The organism is Halopelagius longus, from assembly GCF_900100875.1.
GTDB classification, from domain to species: Archaea; Halobacteriota; Halobacteria; order Halobacteriales; family Haloferacaceae; genus Halopelagius; species Halopelagius longus.
This window is the reverse complement of sequence record NZ_FNKQ01000003.1, coordinates 566,471-585,455: the sequence shown is the minus strand read 5'-3', so window position 1 is coordinate 585,455 and position 18,985 is coordinate 566,471. Positions and strand designations below refer to the sequence as shown.

At 66.8% G+C, this 18,985-nt stretch carries 26 protein-coding genes; 14 read left to right on the top strand and 12 right to left on the bottom strand.

The features are described from left to right. Positions 1-4 precede the first annotated feature (4 nt). From BLS11_RS13740 to larE, 3 genes are all read right to left on the bottom strand, one after another. Positions 5-481 (bottom strand): SRPBCC domain-containing protein, encoded by a 477-nt coding sequence (locus BLS11_RS13740; protein ID WP_092538321.1) that lies wholly within the window; start codon positions 479-481, stop codon positions 5-7. 149 nt (positions 482-630) lie between these two features. Beyond that, positions 631-807: a hypothetical protein gene (locus BLS11_RS19470; protein WP_175454454.1), complete on the bottom strand. Its 177-nt coding sequence runs from the start codon at positions 805-807 to the stop codon at positions 631-633. 138 nt (positions 808-945) lie between these two features. Beyond that, a complete protein-coding gene (gene larE, locus BLS11_RS13735) occupies positions 946-1,863 on the bottom strand; it encodes an ATP-dependent sacrificial sulfur transferase LarE (protein ID WP_092538612.1) in 918 nt (305 codons plus the stop codon). A gap of 135 nt (positions 1,864-1,998) precedes the next feature. Between larE and BLS11_RS13730 the strand changes: the two genes are divergently transcribed. From BLS11_RS13730 to BLS11_RS13720, 3 genes are all read left to right on the top strand, one after another. Continuing rightward, complete coding sequence (locus BLS11_RS13730; RefSeq protein WP_092538320.1) at positions 1,999-3,969, top strand: MutS-related protein; 1,971 nt, start codon at positions 1,999-2,001, stop codon at positions 3,967-3,969. Positions 3,970-4,005: 36 nt separating this feature from the next. Continuing rightward, positions 4,006-4,275, top strand: coding sequence for a hypothetical protein (locus BLS11_RS13725; protein ID WP_092538319.1), 270 nt, complete (start codon positions 4,006-4,008; stop codon positions 4,273-4,275). Positions 4,276-4,437: 162 nt separating this feature from the next. Then, positions 4,438-5,562 (top strand): ORC1-type DNA replication protein, encoded by a 1,125-nt coding sequence (locus tag BLS11_RS13720; protein ID WP_092538318.1) that lies wholly within the window; start codon positions 4,438-4,440, stop codon positions 5,560-5,562. 20 nt (positions 5,563-5,582) lie between these two features. Here BLS11_RS13720 and BLS11_RS13715 read toward each other — a convergent pair whose 3' ends face one another. After that, positions 5,583-6,296: an SDR family NAD(P)-dependent oxidoreductase gene (locus BLS11_RS13715; protein ID WP_092538317.1), complete on the bottom strand. Its 714-nt coding sequence runs from the start codon at positions 6,294-6,296 to the stop codon at positions 5,583-5,585. A gap of 88 nt (positions 6,297-6,384) precedes the next feature. On the opposite strand from BLS11_RS13715, the gene rpiA reads away from it, so the two are divergent. After that, the gene (rpiA, locus tag BLS11_RS13710; protein ID WP_092538316.1) at positions 6,385-7,080 is read left to right on the top strand and encodes a ribose-5-phosphate isomerase RpiA; all 696 of its coding nucleotides are present in this window, start codon (positions 6,385-6,387) and stop codon (positions 7,078-7,080) included. A 95-nt stretch (positions 7,081-7,175) separates the two neighbouring features. Here the strand turns inward: rpiA and BLS11_RS13705 are convergent, their stop codons facing one another. Further along, the gene (locus BLS11_RS13705) at positions 7,176-7,343 is read right to left on the bottom strand and encodes a DUF1931 family protein (RefSeq protein ID WP_092538315.1); all 168 of its coding nucleotides are present in this window, start codon (positions 7,341-7,343) and stop codon (positions 7,176-7,178) included. Positions 7,344-7,539: 196 nt separating this feature from the next. On the opposite strand from BLS11_RS13705, the gene larB reads away from it, so the two are divergent. The 7 genes from larB to BLS11_RS19630 all read left to right on the top strand — a co-directional run bounded on the left by larB (position 7,540) and on the right by BLS11_RS19630 (position 11,175). Then, positions 7,540-8,358 carry a nickel pincer cofactor biosynthesis protein LarB gene (gene larB, locus BLS11_RS13700; protein WP_092538314.1) on the top strand — a complete coding sequence of 273 codons (819 nt, stop codon included), beginning with the start codon at positions 7,540-7,542 and terminating at the stop codon, positions 8,356-8,358. A gap of 114 nt (positions 8,359-8,472) precedes the next feature. Continuing rightward, the gene (locus BLS11_RS20095) at positions 8,473-8,622 is read left to right on the top strand and encodes a DUF7563 family protein (RefSeq protein WP_449404958.1); all 150 of its coding nucleotides are present in this window, start codon (positions 8,473-8,475) and stop codon (positions 8,620-8,622) included. A 103-nt stretch (positions 8,623-8,725) separates the two neighbouring features. Then, on the top strand, positions 8,726-9,568 hold the full coding sequence (gene surE / locus BLS11_RS13695; RefSeq protein WP_092538313.1) for a 5'/3'-nucleotidase SurE: 843 nt from the start codon (positions 8,726-8,728) through the stop codon (positions 9,566-9,568). Positions 9,569-9,627: 59 nt separating this feature from the next. Beyond that, positions 9,628-9,840, top strand: coding sequence for a heavy-metal-associated domain-containing protein (locus BLS11_RS13690; RefSeq protein WP_092538312.1), 213 nt, complete (start codon positions 9,628-9,630; stop codon positions 9,838-9,840). A gap of 120 nt (positions 9,841-9,960) precedes the next feature. Next, positions 9,961-10,440, top strand: a complete 480-nt coding sequence (locus BLS11_RS13685) for an Lrp/AsnC family transcriptional regulator (protein WP_092538311.1) — start codon at positions 9,961-9,963, stop codon at positions 10,438-10,440. A 368-nt stretch (positions 10,441-10,808) separates the two neighbouring features. After that, the gene (locus BLS11_RS19465) at positions 10,809-10,976 is read left to right on the top strand and encodes a hypothetical protein (RefSeq protein ID WP_175454453.1); all 168 of its coding nucleotides are present in this window, start codon (positions 10,809-10,811) and stop codon (positions 10,974-10,976) included. Between the two features lie 73 nt (positions 10,977-11,049). After that, positions 11,050-11,175, top strand: a complete 126-nt coding sequence (locus BLS11_RS19630; RefSeq protein ID WP_217629020.1) for a zinc ribbon-containing protein — start codon at positions 11,050-11,052, stop codon at positions 11,173-11,175. Positions 11,176-11,200: 25 nt separating this feature from the next. On the opposite strand, the gene BLS11_RS13675 is transcribed toward BLS11_RS19630, so the two are convergent. Next, complete coding sequence (locus BLS11_RS13675) at positions 11,201-11,995, bottom strand: helix-turn-helix transcriptional regulator (RefSeq protein ID WP_092538309.1); 795 nt, start codon at positions 11,993-11,995, stop codon at positions 11,201-11,203. A 106-nt stretch (positions 11,996-12,101) separates the two neighbouring features. Between BLS11_RS13675 and BLS11_RS13670 the strand changes: the two genes are divergently transcribed. Further along, entirely contained in the window at positions 12,102-12,353 is a 252-nt protein-coding gene (locus BLS11_RS13670; RefSeq protein WP_092538308.1) for a GIY-YIG nuclease family protein, read from the top strand. Positions 12,354-12,391: 38 nt separating this feature from the next. On the opposite strand, the gene BLS11_RS13665 is transcribed toward BLS11_RS13670, so the two are convergent. Together BLS11_RS13665 and BLS11_RS13660 are read right to left on the bottom strand one after the other, a co-directional pair. After that, positions 12,392-12,703: a hypothetical protein gene (locus BLS11_RS13665; RefSeq protein ID WP_092538307.1), complete on the bottom strand. Its 312-nt coding sequence runs from the start codon at positions 12,701-12,703 to the stop codon at positions 12,392-12,394. Positions 12,704-12,957: 254 nt separating this feature from the next. After that, on the bottom strand, positions 12,958-13,515 hold the full coding sequence (locus BLS11_RS13660) for an NADPH-dependent FMN reductase (RefSeq protein WP_092538306.1): 558 nt from the start codon (positions 13,513-13,515) through the stop codon (positions 12,958-12,960). A 107-nt stretch (positions 13,516-13,622) separates the two neighbouring features. Between BLS11_RS13660 and BLS11_RS13655 the strand changes: the two genes are divergently transcribed. Then, on the top strand, positions 13,623-14,996 hold the full coding sequence (locus BLS11_RS13655; RefSeq protein ID WP_092538305.1) for a phosphoglucomutase/phosphomannomutase family protein: 1,374 nt from the start codon (positions 13,623-13,625) through the stop codon (positions 14,994-14,996). On the opposite strand, the gene BLS11_RS13650 is transcribed toward BLS11_RS13655, so the two are convergent. The 3 genes from BLS11_RS13650 to samp2 form a co-directional block, all read right to left on the bottom strand. Further along, on the bottom strand, positions 14,989-15,477 hold the full coding sequence (locus BLS11_RS13650; RefSeq protein WP_245698911.1) for a GNAT family N-acetyltransferase: 489 nt from the start codon (positions 15,475-15,477) through the stop codon (positions 14,989-14,991). The genes BLS11_RS13655 and BLS11_RS13650 overlap by 8 nt on opposite strands. A gap of 26 nt (positions 15,478-15,503) precedes the next feature. Next, on the bottom strand, positions 15,504-16,775 hold the full coding sequence (locus tag BLS11_RS13645) for an aryl-sulfate sulfotransferase (RefSeq protein ID WP_245698909.1): 1,272 nt from the start codon (positions 16,773-16,775) through the stop codon (positions 15,504-15,506). Positions 16,776-17,059: 284 nt separating this feature from the next. Beyond that, complete coding sequence (gene samp2, locus BLS11_RS13640) at positions 17,060-17,260, bottom strand: ubiquitin-like small modifier protein SAMP2 (protein ID WP_092538304.1); 201 nt, start codon at positions 17,258-17,260, stop codon at positions 17,060-17,062. Between the two features lie 122 nt (positions 17,261-17,382). Here samp2 and BLS11_RS13635 point away from each other — a divergent pair, with 122 nt between their 5' ends. Continuing rightward, positions 17,383-18,369: a replication factor C small subunit gene (locus BLS11_RS13635; RefSeq protein ID WP_092538303.1), complete on the top strand. Its 987-nt coding sequence runs from the start codon at positions 17,383-17,385 to the stop codon at positions 18,367-18,369. A 53-nt stretch (positions 18,370-18,422) separates the two neighbouring features. On the opposite strand, the gene BLS11_RS13630 is transcribed toward BLS11_RS13635, so the two are convergent. Next, complete coding sequence (locus tag BLS11_RS13630) at positions 18,423-18,911, bottom strand: TspO/MBR family protein (RefSeq protein ID WP_092538302.1); 489 nt, start codon at positions 18,909-18,911, stop codon at positions 18,423-18,425. Positions 18,912-18,985 lie beyond the last annotated feature (74 nt).

Sequence of the window (18,985 nt, the reverse complement as noted above, 5' to 3'; positions counted from 1 at the left end):
CAGTTCAGGCCGCGTTTCCCTCGCTCCACCCGCGGGCGATGTCCGGCGCGGGCGACTCCGCGCGCGCCTTCAGCGCCTCGTTCATCTGCCGGAAGCCCGCCTCCGTGTTCTCGCCGACCACCCTGAATAGGAGTCCCGAGAGGACGCCGCGGAACGTCTCCGCGTGCGTCAGCGTCGTTCGCTCGCCGTCGGCGTCGGGTTCGAGGACGAAACGGTGTCGGCCGTCGAACAGTCCGCGGACGCCGAGGTGGCCGACCCACTCCAGTCTGCGGCCGTACTCCGAGGCGGTCACGGTCGCTCGGAACGACGCCGTTCGCCCCTCCGGCGGGCGGAGTTCCACCGCGATGCGCGCGCCCTCGTTGGCCCGGCCCATAATCCGCATGAACGGGTTCCACTCCGGGTAGCGTTCGAAGTCGGTCAGCACCTCCCACACCCTCTCGGGCGCGGCGTCGATGGATATCGTCGTAACGAGTTCTCGCATACGTCCCTATACGTCGTCTGTGCACGTGAACTAGCGCACGAACGACCGTCTTACTCCGCTCGCTTTCGAGAACGACACGCCGGTTATCGGTCGTCGGCAATGCGTATTATTCACAAGGAATATAGCTTGAAAACATCACTACCGATGACTCAGTTACCGACCAGTTTTGCGCCAATTCCGACGAGAACATAAAGTGGAATGAGATAGAGAAGGGGAATAGCGATGATAGCGATGACCGGGCCTATCGGCCCACCAAAGTTCTCCGGGGCGGTTTGGAGGAAAATTGCGATGACGAACCAGAGCGTCAGTGACTGAAAGAAATCCATCTTATTCATGGTGATTAGTATTCAAAAAACCTACATTATCAAACCTGTTCTGATGTGTTCGTACACCGAACTACCATTCCGAGCGCTCCCAGTTTCGTAGTCTATTCCAAATAAAGAAAACCAGACGACCGACTACTGTTACTCTCCGGTCGGGTACTCCGTCGAGAACACGTCCTCCACCACCGGTTCGGAGCCGTCGGCGTTCTCCTCGCTGTCGTCTTCGGGACTGACGCTCCCGGTGCGGTAGCCGTGCATGTCGAGGGTCACGTGGTCGAATCCGATGTCCGTCAGGTGTTCGCGGGCCGCCTCCACGAAGTCGATGTCGAGCGCCGCCTCCAGTTCCTCGGGGGCGACTTCGATGCGGGCGAGGCCGTCGTGGTCGCGGACGCGGAACTGCGAGAACCCCCACGTCCGAAGGACGCGTTCGGCCTTCTCGACGCGCGTGAGTCGCTCCTCGGTCACTTCCAGTCCCGTGGGAATGCGCGAGGAGAGACACGCCATCGAGGGCTTGTCGGCGACGGAGAGGCCGTACTCGTCGGCTATCGCGCGCACCTCGTCTTTGGTGATGCCGTGGGCCAAAAGCGGGGAGTACACTTCCAACTCCTCGACGGCGCGGAGGCCGGGTCGGTGCCCCTCGCCGGGGTCGGAGGCGTTCGTGCCGTCGCAGACGGTGTCGATGCCGAGTTCGCGCGCCGTCTCGTACATCCGACCGAGGCGCATCGTCCGGCAGTGGTAACACCGGTCGCCGTCGTTCGCCACGAAGTCGGGGTTGTCCAGTTCGGAGAACTCGACGACTTCGTGTCTGATTCCGATTTCGTCGGCGACGCGGCGCGCCTCGTCGAGTTCCGAGGACGGCAGCGTCTCGGACCGCGCCGTACAGGCCACCGCTCGGTCGCCGAGGGCGTCGCGCGCGAGGGCGGCGACGACGGAGGAGTCTACGCCGCCGGAGAAGGCGACGACGACGCCGTCCCGTTCTCCGAGGGCCGTCCGGACCGCTTCGGCCTTCTTTTCGACCGAAGCGTCCGCCGCGCCCGTCGAGTCCGCGTCGGGTTGCATGGCACGAACTTCCACGCGAAGCGCCAAAAGCGCGTTGTCCTCGGCGTCCGCCGCCGGAAGGCCTCCGAGGCGGCGTCGCGGGCCGACCGGCCGACCCGTAACGTTTTGTCGGGTGGAGCGATACTCCACGGCGAGATGGACCTCGAAAGCGTTCCGGGCGTCGGCGAGAAGACGGCGGCCGCGCTCTCGGAACTCGACGACCCCGCTCGGGCCCTCGAAGCGGGCGACGTCGCCGAACTCGCCCGCGCCCCGGGCATCACCGAGGGGCGCGCGGCGGCCATCGCGCGGGCCGCCATCCGCCGCCGTCACGACGACGACGGCGACTTTCTCGCCACCGACCGCGCCCGGGAGGTGTACCGCGACGTGCTCTCGCTACTCCGCGAGCGAACCGTCACCGCGTACGCCGGCAAGCGCGTCGAGACGTTCTTCCCCACGTCGTCCGCCTCGCGCATCGAGGAGGTCCGCGAGTTCGCCGCGGAGGCGGTCGAACGGACGCCCGACCCCGACGTTCTGGCCGCCTTAGACGGCGTCGAACCCCTCGAACCGGCCACCGGCATCCGCGTCAGAGAGCGCTGTCTCGCCACTCTCGACGCCGAACGCTACGCGGCGGCGAAGGACGCCTTCCCCGAGTTGTCGGTCGAAGTCGTCGAGGACGCCCGGGACTTGGCGGAACTCGCCCGGTCGTACTCCACCGTCGTCGCCTTAGACGAGAAGTTCGCGGGCGTGGACGTGGAGGGCGACGTTCGCGTGCGCCCCGATGCCGAGGAGAACCCCGACGAAATCGTCCCCGAACGGGTGCTCGCGTTCTTCGCGCGGAACCGCGAACGCGTGCAGGCGGCCGCGGACGTTCACGAGGCGGCGGGCCTCGACGCGCCCTGCGATATCGACCGACTGCGGGACGCCTTGAACCGGTTGGACGAGGACGGTACCGTCGTCGGCGACGAGGAACTCGACCGCCTCGCGGCGGCGGTGGACGACCTCGATACGGCCGTCTCGGCCGCCGAGTCGGTCGCCAACGACCGCCTCCGCGACGCCATTCGCGAACGCGACGTGACCATCGAGGGGACGGACTTCCTCTCCTTGGTCGAACAGGGCGCGCGCGTCGATTCGCTCCTCTCTCGGGAGTTAGAGGACGAGTACGACGCGGCCATCGAGGCGGCGAGGGACCACCTCGTCGAGACGTTGCGCCTCGAACCCGAAGAAGCGGACGTGGCCGTCCGCGCGTTCTCCGACGACGCCTCCTTCCCCGTCGAACGGAACGAGGAGATGGTTTCGCGCCTCCGGACGGAGTTGAAGGCGGGCCGCGACAGGCGCGCGGCGCGACTCAAGCGCGAACTCGCCGAGGACCTCGCCTCTCTCCGTGACCCCGCCGAGGAGATGGTCGACGCGGCCCTCGAACTCGACGTGGAACTGGCCGTCTCGCGGTTCGCCCGCGACTTCGACTGCGTCGTCCCCGAGTTCGACGGCGAGGGGTTCGAGGTGGCGGGCGGCCGGTCGCCCTTGCTGGACGTCGCGTTCGAGGACGTGGAACCCGTCGACTACGGCGTCTCCGGCGTCACCTTGCTCTCGGGCGTCAACTCCGGCGGGAAGACGTCCACGCTCGATCTGGTCGCCGTCGTCGTCGTCCTCGCGCACATGGGACTGCCCGTCCCCGCCGAACGCGTCGAACTCGAACGCTTCTCGGAACTGCACTACTACGCGAAGACGCAGGGGACCCTCGACGCGGGCGCGTTCGAGAGCACCCTCCGCGATTTCCGGGAACTCGCCGACGGCGACGCGAACCGTCTCGTCCTCGTGGACGAACTGGAGAGCATCACCGAACCCGGCGCGTCGGCGAAGATTATCGCGGGCATCCTCGAAGCGTTGGACGAACAGGACGCGACGGCGGTGTTCGTCTCGCACCTCGCCGGCGAGATACGCGAGGCGGCGTCGTTCGGAGTGGCCGTCGACGGCATCCAAGCCGTCGGCCTGAAGGGCGGCGAACTGCAGGTGAACCGCTCGCCGGTGAAGGACCACCTCGCGCGTTCGACGCCGGAACTCATCGTCGAGAAACTCGCCGGCGAGGACGGGTCCGGGTTCTACGACCGCCTCTTAGAGAAGTTCTGACGGGGATTTATGTTGATCTGTTGCCATATGTCGGATATGGTCCTCGACTCCTCCACCTCCGACGCGGACGAGACGTACGACGCCGTCCACCGCGCGACGAGAGACGCCGTCTGGTACGTCGTCGGCACGGTGACGCTGATGCTGTTTCACCTCGCTCTCGCGGCTATCTGCCTCTCCATCGCCTACGCCGGAATCGATCAGTTCCTCTCCGACTCCCGGTCGGTGACCCTCGGTGTCGTCACTGCCGGCGCTATTGCCGTCGGTCTGTTCTCCGTCTACCGCGTCTTCTCCCTCGTGACGGAGTGAATCCCCGGCCGTCCGACGGCCGTCCGCGGACCGCCGACGCTCGGAACGAGTCAGTTAACGTGAACATACGATACCGGGCGTCTCAGACTCCCTTCGTTTTACTTTCACTTTCGCTCCGCCGCTGGGGAACCGTTAAGTAGACTGCTATTCGTGATTGAAGCGATGAGGGACGACCCCGAGGAGGGGATGCTATCGTGGGACGAGACGGTGTTCCGCGACGAACACGTCTTCGAGATAGATTACGTCCCGGAGACGTTCGACCACCGCGAGACGCAACTACAGAGCCTGAAATACGCGCTCCGTCCCGCAGTTCGCGGTTCGCGTCCCCTCAACACCACGGTCCGGGGTCCCCCCGGAACCGGGAAGACCACCGCGGTGCAGAAACTGTTCGGCGAACTCGGCGCGCAGTCGGGCGTCCGGACCGTCCGGGTGAACTGCCAAGTCGATTCGACGCGCTACGCGGTGTTCTCCCGCATCTTCGAGCACATCTTCGAGTACGAACCGCCGTCGTCGGGTATCTCCTTCAAGAAGTTGTTCGGGCAGATAACCGACAGACTCGTCGAGGACGAGGAGGTGTTGGCCGTCGCCTTGGACGACGTGAACTACCTGTTCTACGAGAACGAGGCGTCCGACACGCTCTACTCTCTCCTGCGCGCCCACGAGACGCACACGGGCGCGCGAATCGGCGTCATCATCGTCTCCTCGGACCTCTCTCTGGACGTCATCGACGAACTCGACGGGCGCGTCCAGAGCGTCTTCCGCCCCGAGGAGGTGTACTTCCCCGTCTACGACGCCGACGAAATCGTGGACATCCTCCGCGAACGCGCCCGTCGCGGCTTCCACGAGAACGTCATCGGCGACCCGGAACTCGACCGAGTGGCGGAACTCACCGCCGAGAACGGCGACCTGCGCGTCGGCATCGACTTGCTCCGCCGCGCGGGACTCCACGCGGAGATGCGCGCGAGTCGGACGGTCGAACTCGAAGATATCGAGGCGGCCTACGACAAATCGAAGTACGTCCACCTCTCGCGGTGTCTCCGCGGCCTCTCCGATACCGAACGCGACCTCGTGCGGGTCATCGCCGAGTACGACGGCGAACAGGCCGGCACCGTCTACGACGCCTTCCGTGAGGAGACGGATCTCGGCTACACGCGGTACTCCGAGATAACGAACAAACTCGACCAACTCGGCATCATCGAGGCCGAGTACGCGGACATCGAGGGCCGGGGACGCTCCCGGTCGCTCTCGTTGGCGTACGACCCCGAGGCCGTGTTAGACCGCCTCTGAGCCGACGGCGGAACTTTCTCTCAGAACTCCTCGGCGTTCGGGCGGAGGTCCAACTCCAGCGTCCACGCGCTTCTGTCCTGTTCGACGAGGTACCAGTACGCGTCGGCGATGGCGTCGGGGTCCAGCGACTCCACCTCGCCGGTGCCGTCCCCGTCTCCCTCGGCGTCCGGCGGGCGGATACCGCCGTCCACGACGACGTGGGCGACGTGGACGCCCTCCGGTCCGAGCTCCCGCGCCATCGACTCGGCCATCCCGCGCGCGGCGAACTTCGCCGCCGAGAACCCGACCGCCCCCTCCCGCCCGCGAACGGCGGAGGTTGCCCCGGTGAAGATGACGGTGCCTCCCTCCCCTTCGAGCATGTCGTCTACGGCCTCCTGCGTGCAGACGAACGCACCGCGGACGCCGGTGGCCAACGCGTCGTCCAACTCCGCCGCCGAGAGCTCGCGGACTCCTTTCCACGCGGACGAACTGGCGTTGTTGACGAGGATATCGACCGGCCCCAACTCCGACCGCACGCGTTCGAAGGCGTCCGTCACCGCCTCGGGGTCCGTGAGGTCCGTCGGTACCGCGAGTCCCTCGCCCGGCCCGCCGTCGAGTTCCGCGGCGAGCGATTCGACGAACGACTCCGACCGGGCGAACAGGGCGACCGAACACCCCTCCTCGGCGAACCGGCGGGCGACCGACGCTCCGAGTCCGGGGCCGACCCCCGCGACGACCGCGACAGAATCTGTCATACCGCGGACGACGGACTCCGGGAGTAAAGGCGTGACCGCGGGCGTCGGCGTTCGAAGGCTTTTCGCCGCGCCTCTCCGACGCACGAGTATGAAGACGACGGGCGGTACGGACGACCAGAAGCGCCGCGCGGGCGAACGCGCGGCGGAGCTCGTGACGGACGGCGCGACGGTCGGACTCGGCACCGGTAGCACGGCGGCGTTCGCCGTGCGCGCCGTCGCCCGCGCCGTCGAGGAGGACGGCCTCGACGTCCGCGGCGTCCCCACCTCCTTCGCGACGCGCGAACTCGCCCGCGAGGAGGGCATCCCCCTCGTCTCCTTGGACGAGGTGGAGACCGTAGACGTCGCCATCGACGGCGCGGACCAGGTGGACGACGCGCTGAACGCCATCAAGGGCGGCGGGGCGGCGCACGCGCGGGAGAAAATCGTGGACGCCGCCGCGGAGCGATTCGTCGTCGTCGCCGACCCCTCGAAGACGGCGGCGACGCTGGACCGCGCGGTGCCGGTGGAGGTGTTGCCCGACGCGCGGACGACCGTCGCCGCGCGCCTGCGGGAACTCGGCGGCGACCCGACGCTCAGACGCGCCGAACGGAAGGACGGCCCCGTCGTCACCGACAACGGGAACCTCGTCCTCGACTGCGAGTTCGGCGCTATCGAGGACCCCGCGTCCCTCGCTACGGACCTCTCGTCGGTTCCGGGGTGCGTCGAACACGGCCTGTTCGTCGGGATGGCCGACGAGGTGTACGTCGGCACGGACGACGGCGTCGAGGTCAGGACGCGCGGCTGACGCCGCTCTCCGTCGCCTTCCCGGGCGCGTCGCTCCGCGGACGCGAGGCTATCGGACGTAGCGCCTCGAAAAAATCGAAACCGAATGGAACCGGTTTACAGGTCGCGGGGCTGGACCGTCTTCCGGTCGTTCTCTTCCGCACGGCGGGCGGCGTCTTCGAGCAGTTCGTTGACTTCCTCGTCGAGCGCGTCGTAGAAGTCCGAAGCAACGTTCTTGTCGTTGAGCGCTTCCTTGACGGCTGCCTTGACAATAAGGTCTGCCATACAACCCACCTTTCAGAGTCACTACTTAAGAAGATTTCGCAAATCTGCCGCCTCTACGTCCCTACCGGTAGGTTATGGCCTTTCAGAGGGGACGGATTTATATAGTGGGAGTTTGATAGGGAAAGTTCGGCCGTTACTGGACCCCGCATCGACCGGAAACGACACGTACGAGGGGGAGTAACCAGAACGGCGCACCATGCGAGATATTCTGGAGGCGGTAGCCGCGGGCGATCTCTCCCCGGCGGCCGCCGAGGCCCGACTGGCGGGGTACGCGACGACGGACGCCGGGCGGTTCGACGCCGCCCGCGAGACGCGCCGAGGCGTCCCCGAGGCCATCCTCGCGGACGTGAAGACGCCCGCGGAGACGGCGACGTTAGCCGCCGCAGCCGTCGAATCCACCGGTCGCGCGATACTCACCCGCGCGTCGCAGGCCCACGTGGACGCCGTCGCAGAGGAGCTAGACGACGCGGTAGAACTCGACCGGGACGAACGGGCGCGGACGCTCGTCGCGCACGCGCCGGACTTCGAACCGCCGAGTCTCGACGCCGCGGTCGGTATCGTCACCGGCGGCACCTCCGACGCCGAGGCCGCGGGCGAGGCGGCCGTCATCGCGCGCGAGATGGGCGCGTCCGTCGCGCGCGTCGAGGACGTGGGCGTCGCCCACCTCGGGCGCGTCCTCGACCACCTCGACGAACTGCGGGCCGCGGACGTCCTCGTCGTCGCCGCCGGGCGCGAGGGTGCGCTTCCGACCGTCGTCGCCGGACTGGTCGATACGCCGGTCATCGGCCTGCCCGTATCGACGGGGTACGGCCACGGCGGCGACGGCGAGGCGGCCCTCTCGGGGATGCTTCAGTCCTGTACCGTCCTCTCCGTCGTCAACGTGGACGCCGGGTTCGTCGCCGGGGCGCAGGCCGGACTCGTCGCCCGCGCGGTGTCGCAGGCGAGGGGAGACGCCGATACCGACGAGAACGCTGATACGGACGAAGGCGCCGTCTCCGGGTCCGACTCGGACTGACGCGCGGCCGCGACGCGGGGGCCGTTGTGTGGTATCGTTGCACGCGCGCGAAGCGGTCTTACGGACGGAACGCGTAGCGGTGGATACCGGCACTGTGGTGGCTGCCGGACAACCATGTCAACCTGTGACCATTGCGGGTCGCACGTCTCCGAGCACTTCGTGCGCGTGTTTGCCGACGAACGTGGGCGAGTCCTCGCCTGTCCAAACTGTTCGGCGAACGCGGGCATCGCTGAAGTCGCGAGGCGACGCACCCGCACCGCATAACCACTGAAGCGGACGAAAGACCACCACGCGAAGCCGACCCCCCCCTTTTCCCGCGCGCGAATCAGAAGCCATAGGTTCGACTCCGACGAGGCTTCGGTACCCGATGAGCGACGGTCTCTCCATCCTCCTAACCAACGACGACGGCATCGACGCGCCCGGTATCGCGGCCCTCCGCGAGGAACTCACCGCCCTCGGGGAGGTGACCGTCGTCGCGCCCGACGGCAACCGAAGCGGCCTCGGACGGACGCGGAACGACACCGCCGTCGTCCGCGACCACCCGTGGGGGTACGCTTTCGGCGGCACGCCCGCCGACTGCGTGGCGTACGGCCTCCGCGGACTCGACGACTCCTTCGACGTGGTCGTCGCGGGCGTCAACGACGGCCCGAACGCCGGCAACTACGTCGTGGGACGCTCCGCCACCGTCGGCGCGGGTTTGGAGGCGGCGTTCCTCGACACGCCCGCCCTCGCCGTCTCGGCGTACCACTCGACGGACTTCTTCCTCTCGCCGCCCGAGGAGTACGACTTCTCCCGGCCCGCCCGCGCCGCCCGCGGACTGGTCGAACGCGCACTGGAGGCGGGCGTCTACGACGAGGTGGACCTGCTGAACGTCAACGCGCCGGTGGACGCGGCGAACCCGCCCGTCATCCTCACGCGCCCGCACCACGACTACGGCCAACACGTCGAACCCGTGACCGAACCGGGCGAGGAGTACGACCTCGCGGACGACGAACGCCTCGTCCGCCTCCACGACCGGACGTGGCCCGGCGCGGTGGGGTGGGAGAACCCCTTCCCGCCGACGGAGGAACACCGCCGCCTGTACCCGGTCGGCACCGACCGCCGCGCCCTCGTGGACGCGCAAGTGAGCGTCTCTCCCCTCTCGGTGAACCACGGCGTACCGAACAGCGACGCCCTCGCGGACGTGGTAGAGAGCTTCGAAATCGAGTGACGGAGGGCTTGTCCTTGCAGGCCGCACGCTCATCCTCCAGCCTCGAATACCGTACTCGCATGGCCGAAGAGAACGCGCGGTTCGCCCTCAGAGCCGTCAAGTCCGAGGACGAAGTCGAGGACGTAGAGCACGAACTGTCGAACGCGCGCGGCGTCGTCGCGGTGGACATAGACCCCGAAAGCGGCGCGGCGGACGTGCGCTACGACGACGACGAGATAGGCGAAGAACAGATTCGCGGCGCGTTCCAAGACATGGGGTACGAAGTCTCCTGAGCGCTCTCCCCGTGGTTCTCCGGCGCCGCGGTCGGAGCGGAGCGCCCGCGAATTCCGTAGTTTCGCGGCTCGAAGGCGTCAGTCCAAAGAATCATTGTGTCGGATACTGCTACGTCACCCATGAGTGCCGAGGGACTCGACGAGATAGACTTAGGCATCCTCCATCTCCTTCAGGAAGACGCTCGGAACTACACGCCCGTCGACATGGCCAAACAGCTCCCGGTGTCCGACCAGACGGTTCGGAACCGAATCGAGAAGATGGAGCGGATGGGCGTCCTCGAAGGGTACGTTCCCGTCATCGACTATCAGAACGCCGGGTTCCCCATTCGGCTCGAATTCTGCTGTACCGCGCCGGTCCAACGCCGCGAGGAACTCGCTCAGGCGGCGCTGGAAATCGACCACGTCGTCCGGGTCGAGGAGATGCTGAGCGCGCAGGAGAATGTCCGCGTTCTCGCCGTCTCGAACGACTCCGAGGAGATAAACGACATCGCCACGCAGATTGACAACTTGGGACTGACCATCGTCAGCGAACGTCTCCGACGGCGGACCTACATCCAACCGTTCAACCACTTCGGCGCGGGAATCGTCTCCGACCCGTAGATAATTTCTATATCTCTGTTTTGAAATATAAATGAACGCGGCGGTTATAACGTTTCGATAACTAGAATTAGAGAAAATACTTTGGCGGTAGCAAACTCACCTACTGCCGATGGGATTGCTCAGCGCGCAGTTAACGGCTTCCGAAACGACGGGACCGAGGGCCGAGAGTCACTCGGCAGTTTCGGAAGTAGGGTGCGTCGGGGTTGACGGCTTATCACTGCAGGAGGCGAGAGACGGCGACGCGTTCCGACCGCTCGGAGACGGTGCGGACCGACCGACGTGCGTCGGATTCGCCGTCCGAAATCGGTGGACAACCGCCCGGACGAGCGGAGAGGACCCCGTCCGCGAACGTCCGGGTGGGGAGTAAGATGTACCGATGCGTATGTCGCGACTGCAGAGAGGAGGTCATCTTCGAGGAGTACGACGCCGCACAGGAGTTCTTCACTCGCCACGCGTCGCAGAGTCACGAGGTGGAACTACTCAACCTCGCGGCGAGAACCGAAGAACTCCGGTTGCGGCCGACGGACGACGGATGAACGGGGTCTCAGACCCCCGGGGAATCGACGCCGGCGAACCGACGCCCTCGTCGAACGCCTCCGACCTGTGCCGGTGAACATCGTCTGTGACTCCTGCGGCGTCACCCTCCTCGGTCTCCGGTCGTACGGCCCGAAACCCATCGGGAGGGACACCTGCCCGAAGTGCGGCGGGACCGAGTTCTCCTACGACGACCGGTAGTCGGCCGTTCGACGCGTACGAACGTTCAAACGACGTCGCTCGAGTTCGACCGCTTTCGGAGGAACACGGCGTCGGCGGTCTGTTTGACCCGTTCGTAGTACTCTTCGGCCCACTCGAGCGCCGCGTCGGTGTCGTTCACCAAGATACCGCGGATTCCGGTGTCTCCGAACACTAACACGCCCACCTGCCTGTCGTCGGCGATCCAGAGGCCGAACGACTCCGGTGTCTCGCCGGTGAAAAACGAGAACGGAGAGTCCGTTATCGCCCTGTCGAGGAGGTCCGGATGGTGGACGCGTAACTGTTCGAGGAGCGAGGGCGTCACGATGACCTCGACGCGCGGGTCGTCGCCGTGTCTCGCGCTTTCGTAGAACGGTTCGACGTACGACGAGAGTATCGCGGGCGTGAAGATACGGAATCGGCTGGCTCCCTTCGCCGCGTCCAACAGTTCCTGCATGACCCCGTCGAGAATCGTCTCTTCGGGATAGTAGACCTCCGCGCCGACGAGTAGCGAGTCGTCGAACGGGCTCTCCTCGGCCGGCGTATCGACTAACGACGACGCCCGGTGAAGGTCCGACAGATGTTCGCGGTACTCCCGAGAGAGCGCGAACGCGCTCTGCCCGAAGACCGTCAGATGCCACTCGTTGTCCGCGTAGGCGACCAATCCCGCCTCTTCGAGCTGTCTCATGATGTTATCGAGCGTCGAGCGTGCGACGCCGACTTCGGGAAGAATCTCCCGTTTCGAGCTCGGATCCCGACTGAGAACCTGTAGGACGTCGTGTCGGTCGAGGAGAAGTTTTTGGATATCACGGGAATCTGACATTGTCACTACCAGTCGGCGCACTCCGTGAATTACTTTTCGCCAGTGTCGGGACGTCCGGCGTCACCGACCGAGCGAATTTTCACCGCCCGGCGCGGACCGTCTCGCCGTGTCGGAACACTACGTCTACGTCCTCCGGTGCGCCGACGGGTCGCTGTATACGGGGTACACGACCGACGTCGAACGCCGCGTCGCCGAACACGACGCGGGCGAGGGCGCGAAGTACACCCGCGGCCGGACGCCGGTCGAACTCGTCCACGCGGAGTCGTTCGACTCGAAGTCCGAGGCTATGTCCCGCGAGTACGAGGTCAAGCAGTTCTCGCGGCGGCGAAAAGAGCGGCTAGTCGGACTCGACGAGTAGGAAAACGACCGGGGGAAGGGATACGATACGACCTGGTTCTACGCGGCGGAACCGCCGCCGACTGCTCCGCTGACGGCCTCACCGAGCGTTCCGCCGAGACTCCCGTCGAGGAACTGCCGGACGGCGTCGTGAATCTTCGTCACGTGGTCCGGCACCCGTTCGGGAAGGTCACCGGCGGGGCCGTTCGCCCTCTCGGCGTTCGCGCCGTCGGCGTTCGCCTCGCCGGTTTCGGATTGGTTCGACGCGTCTGCGCCCGCGTCGGTCGGTGCGTTACCGGGTGCGGCCGCGGCCGCGCCCGCGGTCACGAGTAGTGTCGCGAGGACCGCTACGGCTACCGTTCGGAGTTCCATGTTCGGTGCCTCCGCTCTCCCTTCTCGCGGCGACGGTAGTGAATGGTGCGTATCGTGAACGCCGATTTCGGCGGTTTCGGACCGTTATGTCTCCGATTTAAGCCGATTTAACGTCGCTCTCGTCGGACGAACTCGGGACGACTCGCTTCCCGACGCGGCGACGATGGTCCTCGGCGGGCAGATACTCGCGTTCGCGCTCTCGGACGCGTCGGTGACCGCCTTCTTCTGAGACGCGGGCAGAGAGCGGAGAGCGGTCAGTCCGACTCCGCGAGGACGGGCGGTTCGCAGTTGAGTTTGGCCGCGTGTTCGAAGACGGCCTTGCCGAGGGAGACGAGTCGCTCTTCGATGTCCTCGTCGACGAGTTCGCCGCTCTCGAACTTCTCGTATCCCTTCCTGATTCCGACCTGTTGCGGGACGACGTACCCGTGGACGCCCCGGACGGTGCTCCGCATGTGTTCGAGCGTCGCGCCGTAGGACCCGCCGCCCGCGACGGCGACTAACCCGACGGCGGTGTCCTCGTAGTCGTCGAAATTGCAGTAGTCGTGGAAGTTGCGGAACGTCGAGGAGTACGACCCGTGGTACACCGGAGAGCCGAGGACCACGCCGTCGGCCTCGCGGACCGTTCGGGTGAGTCGGGCGGAGTCGCCCTGTTCGTCTTTATCCGGGTGAAAGAGGGGGAGGTCGACTTCGCCGAGGTCTATCATCTCGGTCTCGGCGCCCGCCTCGCGGGCGGCCTCGAGGACGACGCGGAGAGCGTTCAAGGTGTGACTGCCGTCGCGCCTACTTCCGCAGACGGCGATAACCTTCGTCATCGCTAGCGAACTAGGCCCATCGGCTGAAAAGCCCGTCGGCACTCCGTAGGGGGCGTCTACCCGTCGCCGCGCCGTACCTTTTTGACGGACGCCGGAGACGTTCACCTATGGACGAAATATCCTTCGGCACCGACGGGTGGCGCGCCACCCTCGAGACGTTCACCGACGACCGCCTCCGCATCGTCGGACAGGCCGTCGCCGACTACCTCTCGGAGGAGGGGTACGACGCGCCGGTGTTCGTCGGGTACGACGCCCGCGAGTCCTCGCCCGGGTTCGCCCGGTCGCTGGCGGAGGTACTCGCCGGCAACGGCTTCGACGTTCTGCTCCCGGACCGCGACCGACCGACGCCCCTCGTCGCCCACGCCATCGTCGACCGGAAACTCTCCGGCGCGATGATGGTCACGGCGTCGCACAACCCCGCGGAGTACAACGGCGTGAAGTTCATCCCCGCCGACGGCGCGCCCGCCCTCCCGGAGGTGACGGAGGCAATCGTCGAACGCCTCGCGGAACCCGACCTGCTTCCGGAGGAGGAACGCGGCGACGTCGAGGAGGTAGACATCGTCACGCCGCACGCGGAACACGCGCGCGAACTCGTGGACGCGGACCTCTCGGGTCTGACCGTCGTCTACGACGCCATGCACGGGTCGGGCCGCGGCGTCACGGACGCCCTCCTCGAATCCGCGGGCGCGGAGGTCATCAGCATCCGCGACGAACGCGACCCGGACTTCGGCGGGACGCCGCCGGAACCGAGCGCAGAGAACCTTCAGCGGTTGGTCGAAACCGTCCGCGAGGAGGACGCCGACCTGGGCGTCGCCAACGACGGGGACTCCGACCGCGTGGCGTTCGTCACCCCCGAACGCGGCCACCTCGACGAGAACCTGTTCTTCGCCGCCGCCTACGACTACCTGCTGGAATCGGATAGCGGCCCGGCCATCCGCACCGTCTCCACGACGTTCCTCATCGACCGCATCGCGGAGGCGCACGGCGAGGAGGTGTTCGAGACGCCGGTCGGGTTCAAGTGGGTCGCCGACGCGATGAAGGAACACGACGCCCTGATGGGCGGCGAGGAATCGGGCGGGTTCTCCATTCGAGGGCACGTGCGCGAGAAGGACGGCGTCCTCATGGGACTCCTCGGCGCGGCGGCGACGGCGGCGGAACCGATGGACGAACGCGTGGACCGCCTCCTCTCGGAACACGGCGACATCGTGGCGGACAAGATAGGCTTGGAGTGCCCCGACTCCGAGAAGGAACGCGTCATCGAGGAGTTGGAGGACGAACTCCCCGAACGGGTCGCCGGCCGCGACATCGCCAAGGTCGTCACGCTCGACGGCTTCAAACTGCTCTTAGACGACGGCTCGTGGGTACTGGTCCGCCCCTCGGGGACGGAACCGATGATGCGCGTCTACGCCGAGGCGTCGAGTCGGGAGGACGTCGACACCTTGCTCGAGGCGGGACGGGAACTGGTCGAACCGCTCATCTGAGGACGCCCCGGTAGCGTCCTTCCTCGGTCTCTCGAATCTCGAATCCGAGCGACTCGTAGAACGGCCTCACGTTTTCGCGGAACTCAGCGGTCACCGCGCCGTCGGTCCGCGAATCGACCGCTTCGACCAGCGCGGTTCCGACGCCCCGCCCGCGACGCTCTCGCCGGACGGCTATCTGCTCGATTTCGCCCCCGTCGAGGACGCAGACGCCGACGACGCGGACGTCGCCGTCTCCTTCCGCATCCGCGACGGCCACCAGCACCGACCCCGACTCGATTCGGCGGCGGACCGCCTCGGCGTCCGCTTCCAGCATCGCGCCGTCGAGAAGGAACATCGCGTCGTCCGCGTCGCCGGGCGTCGCCTCCCGCACCGCGAGGTTCATCGACCGACGTTCGTCCCCGCGTCGGGTTAAATCCCCTCGCGCGTCCCCGGCGCGGGTGACGATGACATCGAACAGGTCGGCCGCCCCGTCCTCGATCACGGGGGTAGCTCACCCCGACAGCGCGATTACTGTTTTCTACCGAGTCCGCCTCGTACGAGCAGGTGCCCGCCGCGAATCCAGAGGACGAGCGCGACGGCCACGACTAGCACGTGAATCTCCGACACCCAGTAGGGGAGCGCGACGAACTCTCGCGCGCCGGCCAGAAGCATCCAGAGTATCGGGATCTTGCGGTCGAGCAGGCCGAGGTCGGTCTCCCGCTCGGTGCCGTAGGGCTGGATCGACTGCGGGGCCGTACCGGACACCTCGCCGTGGGGCACGCGGTCGGCCTCGTACGGCAGCGAGGGGACGCCGTAACTCGCCACGACGCTCCCGTCCTCGCGTATCTCGACCACGCGGTTGTTCCGGCTGTCGGTCACCAGCGTGTTGCCGTTCGGCAGTCGGTCGGCGTCCCGCGGCCAGTCGAACGCGACACCGCCCGCCTTGGCGACAGCCCACCCCTCCTCCCACTCGCCGGTCGTCTCGTTCCTGTGGAGTTCGACCACGCGGTGGTTCTCCGAGTCGGCGACCACCACCGCGCCGTCGCCGAGCCACTGCGGGTTGTGCTGCTGGTTCAGCACGTCCTCGTCGCCGTCCTCGTTTATCACTTCGACCACGCCCTCCCCGCGCTCGACGATCAGGAGCTGGTTCTCGTTGCGGATCGAGACGAGGAAGCGGCCGTCGCCGATGTAGTCGGCGTCGTTGAGGTGGAGCCAGTCGACCTTCGTCGGGTCGTCGGGAGCCTCGTAGTGGTCGCTTGCGTTCCACGTCCAGTTCCGCTCACCCGTCTCGGGGTCGTAGGTGAAGATGCTCTCCCACTCCATGTCGGCCACGAGCACGTCGCCGTTGGGCATCATCTCCGCGTCGTGGACCTCGCTGTCCTTCCGGGTCCGGACCGGGTAGCTCCACTCGTAGACGACTTCCGGACGGGGATTCGGCTCGATGATCCGGACGCCGGTCCGCTTGCACGGCGGCTGGTACCGTCCGCAGTCCTGGTAGCCGCCCGCGGCGAACGTGGTCAGCACCGAACCGTTGTCGAGCGTCTGGACGCTCTGGTAACTGATGATGTTCCCGATGCTCCACTTGACGTTCCCCCGACCGTCGAGCGCGGTCACGTTTCCGTTCGGCCCGGGACCCTGCACGCCCACCAGCAGCGACGAGTTGTCTACGTCGGCGGACTCGGACACCCGGTCCATGTCGGGAGCGAGCGCCCAACTCCCTCCGAACGCGGCGGCGACGAGTAGCACGCCGGCGCCGACGAACAGGAGTCCGCGCCGGAGCGAATCCCTCCGTGGACTCACGTCGGTACCTCCCCGGCGGTGTCGTCCGCTTCGTCGACGGCGTTCGTCTCGGCGGTGTGGACGCTCGTCTCCGCAACCCCTCTCGTTCGCACGTCGGGGACGCCTCTCCGGCGACCGCCACGCGGCCGTCCCTCCGTTCCCCCAGTTAGCCGCATAATCGAACGAATCGTGATCTCTGGACTACTGTAACGTCTCCGGCCGAACGACGAAGAAGGGGCGACTCGTTCGCCTACTACAGCTACCCTCCGAGGACCCCGTTTTCGTGGGGTCGTCGCGTCGGGCCGTCATCCGCCCTTGATGAGCCTGAGAACCTTCACTTCCGGCGCTTCGACGGGTTGGTCCTCGGGGACGGGAGCGCCCTCCACGAGGACGGACACCTCGTGGGGACTGAGGTCCACCGCGCGGATCAGGTCGGCGTACGTTCCGTCGTCGCCGACCTCCACCTCGCGCGTCTCCTCCCCGACGACTTCGACGGTCACCTGCATGGTCGTGCGTCGGCGCGCCGCGGGTTTCAGGGTTTCTCTCCGCGTCCGCCGCCCGTCGCGGGGTCGTCCGCCGGTCGCGCCAACGCGGGTTCTTTATCACTCGGGGGGCCCGTGTGACGCGTATGAGCGAGGCCGCAGAGTCCGACTCCGCCCCCGCGGGCCGAGAGATCTGGATAGAGAAGTACCGCCCGCAGACGCTTGACGACGTGTACGGGCAGGAAGACATCGTGGGGCGTCTGAAGTCCTACATCGAACAGGACGACCTTCCCCATCTGCTCTTCGCCGGGCCGGCGGGCATCGGCAAGACGACCTGTGCGACGGCCATCGCGCGCGCCATCTACGGCGACGACTGGCGCGGCAACTTCCTCGAACTGAACGCCTCGGACCAACGCGGCATCGACGTGGTGCGCGACCGGATCAAGAACTTCGCGCGTTCGTCGTTCGGCGGGTACGACTACCGCGTCATCTTCTTAGACGAGGCCGACTCGCTGACCTCGGACGCCCAGTCGGCGCTCCGCCGGACGATGGAGCAGTTCTCCGACAACACCCGCTTCATCCTCTCGTGTAACTACTCCTCGAAGATCATCGACCCCATCCAGTCGCGGTGCGCCGTCTTCCGCTTCTCTCCGCTCTCGGACGACGCCGTCCGGTCGCAAGTGGAGGACATCGCCGAGAACGAGGACATCGAACTCACCGAGGACGGACTGGACGCCCTCGTCTACGCCGCGGGCGGCGACATGCGCCGCGCCATCAACTCCCTGCAGGCGGCGGCGACGACGGGCGACGTGGTGGACGAGGAGGCGGTGTACATGATAACCTCCACGGCCCGCCCCGAGGACATAGAGGAGATGGTCACCGCCGCCATCGACGGCGACTTCCTCGGCGCGCGGTCGAAGTTGGAGACGCTCCTCGTCGACACGGGGATGGCCGGCGGCGACATCATCGACCAACTCCACCGCTCGGTGTGGGACTTCGACTTGGACGAACGGGCGACGGTTCGCCTGATGGAACGCATCGGCGAGGCGGACTACCGAATCACCGAGGGCGCGAACGAACAGGTGCAACTCGAAGCGTTGCTGGCGTCCCTCGCGGGCGCGTCGGAGCAGTAAGCGGTTCCCCCTTTTCTCCTCTCTTCTCCCCTCCGCCCCGAAGCGTACCGCCGTCAGTTCAGCACCCAGAACCGGTAGTTGAGGGCGGTGGCGAACGCCGTCCACAGGAGGTACGGGACCATCAGCGCCGCCGCGCGTCGGTCGATGCGGGCGAACAGTCCGGTCGTCGCGGCGACGGCAACGAGCAGAGGGACGACGACGGCGAGTCCGAACGCCGGCGACCGGAGGCCGAAGAACGCCCCCGACCACGCGGCGTTCAACAGCAGTTGGACGAAGAAGGCGGCGAGTGCGGCGCGCGTTCGGTCGTCTCCCGACCGGGACGCCAGAAACGCCGCCGTCCCCATCAGGACGTACAGCGCTATCCAGACGGGGCCGAACACCCAGTCCGGCGGCGCGAACCACGGTTCCGCGAGCGTCGGATACCACGTCCGGACCGCCGTCCCCGAGAGAGCGTTTCCGACGACGCCCGCCAGCAACGACAGCCCGACCCACGCTATCCACTCGCCTATCGACCGGCCGGGGACCGCCTCGCGCGTCTCCATACCCGTCGAAAGGCGCGGCAACCGGTTACCGGTGTCGGCGCACCGCGGTCGAACGCTCCGACGCGTCCGTCGGT